The 3227-nt window shown below is 68.8% G+C and carries 3 protein-coding genes; all 3 read left to right on the top strand.

The annotated features are described in order from the left end of the window. The first annotated feature begins 241 nt into the window (after positions 1-241). From pstC to pstB, 3 genes are read left to right on the top strand one after another with little or no spacing between them, the layout of a single operon-like run. On the top strand, positions 242-1237 hold the full coding sequence (gene pstC / locus ACFWEP_RS33420; RefSeq protein WP_387375874.1) for a phosphate ABC transporter permease subunit PstC: 996 nt from the start codon (positions 242-244) through the stop codon (positions 1235-1237). Continuing rightward, positions 1234-2304 (top strand): phosphate ABC transporter permease PstA, encoded by a 1071-nt coding sequence (gene pstA / locus ACFWEP_RS33415; RefSeq protein WP_387375872.1) that lies wholly within the window; start codon positions 1234-1236, stop codon positions 2302-2304. Before pstC ends, pstA begins: the two co-directional genes overlap by 4 nt. A 29-nt stretch (positions 2305-2333) precedes the next feature. Then, a complete protein-coding gene (gene pstB / locus ACFWEP_RS33410; protein WP_387375870.1) occupies positions 2334-3110 on the top strand; it encodes a phosphate ABC transporter ATP-binding protein PstB in 777 nt (258 codons plus the stop codon). The last annotated feature ends 117 nt before the right edge of the window (positions 3111-3227 follow it).

Raw genomic sequence — 3227 nt, 5'->3', positions numbered from 1 at the left:
TGACCCACACCCCCCCTACCCCACACCAGCTCTTCCCCACACCCGCAACACCGCCGCCTCGGGCTCACCCCGGTGGGGCCCGCCCCCTCGTCCGGACCGGGCCGCACGGACACGAACGACCGGCGGCCCGGTCGGGCAGGGGCCCCGAAAGGGGCACCGGCCACCGGCCGGCCGCCGCGCTTTCCCATCCGGTGCACCGCCGCCAGGGGAGCCCCGCTCCCTCACACAGACCGGAAAGACCATGGCTTCCACCACACCGATAGACATCCCACCGGCACCGCCGGCCCGCCAGAGCCGCCCCGCCACGTCCGGCGGGCGCGCGGGCGACAAGATCTTCCTGGGCCTCTCCCGGGGTTCCGGCATCCTGCTTCTCGTGATCATGGCGTCCATCGCCGTGTTCCTCACCTACCGCGCCGTACTCGCCGTCTCGAAGGACGAGGGCAACTTCCTCACCACCTTCGACTGGAACCCGGCGGGCGACCCGCCGGTCTTCGGCATCGCGGTCCTGCTCTTCGGCACCGTCGTCAGCTCGATCGTCGCGATGGTCATCGCGGTCCCGATCGCTGTCGGCATCGCCCTCTTCATCTCGCACTACGCACCGCGCAAGCTGGCCGCACCGCTCTCCTACGCGGTCGACCTGCTCGCCGCGGTCCCCTCGATCGTGTACGGCATCTGGGGCGCCCTCGTCCTGGTCCCGCACCTGGAGGGCCTCAACCTCTGGCTCGACCAGTTCTTCGGCTGGACGTACCTCTTCGAGAAGACCGAAGTCGGCGTCGCCCGCTCGCTCTTCACCGTCGGCATCCTTCTCGCGATCATGATCCTGCCGATCGTGACCAGCGTCAGCCGCGAGGTCTTCCTCCAGGTCCCGCGGATGAACGAGGAAGCCGCCCTGGCGCTGGGCGCCACCCGCTGGGAGGTCATCCGCCTCTCGGTGCTGCCCTTCGGCCGCTCGGGAGTGATCTCCGCCTCGATGCTCGGCCTCGGACGCGCGCTCGGCGAGACGATGGCCGTCGCCACGGTCCTCTCGCCCAGCTTCCTCATCTCGTTCCACCTGCTCAACCCGGGCGGCGGCACCTTCGCCCAGAACATCGCCGCGAAGTTCGACGAGTCCACCCAGTTCGGGCGTGACGCCCTGATCGCCTCCGGTCTCGTCCTCTTCGTGCTCACCCTGCTGGTCAACGGCGCGGCCCGGCTCATCATCGCCCGCCGCAAGGAGTACTCGGGGGCCAACGCATGAGCCACGCACCGACCGGCGTCCAGGACCGTCCGACGCCGTCCAAGGGCTCCCTCAGCAGTCGCGCCCTCCCACGCTGGGCCCCGCTCGGGTTCGCCGTCGTCGCGGTCCTCCTCGCCGTCGGTATCGGCGCCGCGGCCGGCCTGGACAGCCGTGTCCAGTGGGGGCTGATCGCCGCGCTGCTCTTCCTGGCGATCTCGTACGTGACCACCACGGTGGTCGAGAACCAGCGCCAGGCGAAGGACCGCCTCGCGACCAGCGTCGTCTGGGTCTGCTTCGTCCTCGCGATCATCCCGCTGGCCTCGCTGCTCTGGACCACGGCGGCCCGGGGCGCGAAGGTCCTCGACGGTTACTTCCTCACCCACTCGATGGCCGGAGTGCTCTCCGCCGAACCGGGCGGAGGCGTCTACCACGCGCTGGTCGGCACCCTGGAGCAGGTCGGCATCGCCACCGTCATCTCCGCGCCGATCGGCCTGCTGACCGCCATCTACCTGGTGGAGTACGGCAAGGGCAGCCTCGCCAAGGCGGTCACCTTCTTCGTCGACGTGATGACGGGCATCCCCTCCATCGTCGCCGGCCTCTTCATCCTCTCGATCATGCTCATGGCCGACCTCGGGCCCTCCGGCCTGATGGGCTCGCTCGCCCTGTCGATCCTGATGATCCCGGTCGTGGTCCGTTCCACCGAGGAGATGCTCAAGCTCGTCCCGAACGAGCTGCGCGAGGCGTCGTTCGCCCTCGGCATCCCGAAGTGGCGCACCATCCTGAAGGTGGTCCTGCCGACCGCGATCGGCGGCATCACCACGGGTGTCATGCTCGCCATCGCGCGTGTCGCCGGTGAGACCGCGCCGATCATCCTGCTCGTCTTCGGCAGCCAGCTGATCAACACCAACCCCTTCGACGGCCCGCAGTCCTCGCTCCCCTTCTACATCTGGGACCAGTACAAGGTCGGTTCCGAGGCGTCGTACGACCGCGCCTGGGGTGCGGCACTGGTGCTGATCGCCTTCGTCATGATCCTCAACTTGGTGGCCCGCGGCATCGCCCGCTGGAAGGCCCCGAAGACCGGCCGCTGACCGCGGCTACGAAAGAAGCAGTGATTCAGATGGCGAAGCGCATCGACGTCAGCGGCCTCACCGCCTACTACGGCACCCACAAGGCCATCGAGGACATCTCGATGACCGTCGAACCCCGCTCCGTGACGGCCTTCATCGGCCCCTCCGGCTGCGGCAAGTCCACCTTCCTGCGCACCCTGAACCGGATGCACGAGGTCACCCCCGGTGGCCGCGTCGAGGGCAAGGTGCTGCTGGACGACGAGAACCTGTACGGATCGAGCGTCGACCCGGTCACCGTGCGCCGCACGGTCGGCATGGTCTTCCAGCGCCCCAACCCCTTCCCGACCATGTCGATCTTCGACAACGTCGCGGCAGGCCTGAAGCTGAACGGCAAGTACCGCAAGAGCGAGCTGAACGACGTCGTCGAGAAGTCGCTCCAGGGCGCCAACCTCTGGAACGAGGTCAAGGACCGCCTGAACAAGCCGGGGTCCGGCCTCTCCGGAGGCCAGCAGCAGCGACTCTGCATCGCCCGCGCCATCGCGGTCGAGCCCGAGGTCCTGCTGATGGACGAGCCGTGCTCCGCGCTCGACCCGATCTCGACCCTCGCGGTCGAGGACCTGATCAGCGAGCTGAAGGAACGCTTCACGATCGTCATCGTGACGCACAACATGCAGCAGGCGGCGCGCGTCTCCGACCGCACGGCCTTCTTCAACCTCGCCGCGGTCGGCAAGCCGGGCCGTCTCATCGAGATAGACGAGACGGAGCGGATCTTCTCCAACCCGTCGGTCCAGGCCACCGAGGACTACATCTCGGGCCGCTTCGGCTGAGCCGGCCCCACCCCTCGCCTGCCCGGACGTCTTCTGGGCAGGCGGACCCGATCGGCCTCGCGGTGCTGCATGGCGGTGCCACCGCAAGGCAAAAGGGGCCGCCCCCGTTCTCTGCGA

The sequence above is a fragment of the Streptomyces sp. NPDC060198 genome (assembly GCF_042728415.1).
Classification (GTDB): Bacteria; Actinomycetota; Actinomycetes; order Streptomycetales; family Streptomycetaceae; genus Streptomyces.
This window is presented reverse-complemented; position numbering and strand designations above follow the sequence as displayed.

Excerpts from the sequence above, each read along its gene's own strand:
- pstC (WP_387375874.1), top strand. The coding sequence starts at position 242 with ATGGCTTCCACCACACCGATAGACATCCCACCGGCACCGCCGGCCCGC.
- pstA (WP_387375872.1), top strand. The coding sequence starts at position 1,234 with ATGAGCCACGCACCGACCGGCGTCCAGGACCGTCCGACGCCGTCCAAG.
- pstB (WP_387375870.1), top strand. The coding sequence starts at position 2,334 with ATGGCGAAGCGCATCGACGTCAGCGGCCTCACCGCCTACTACGGCACC.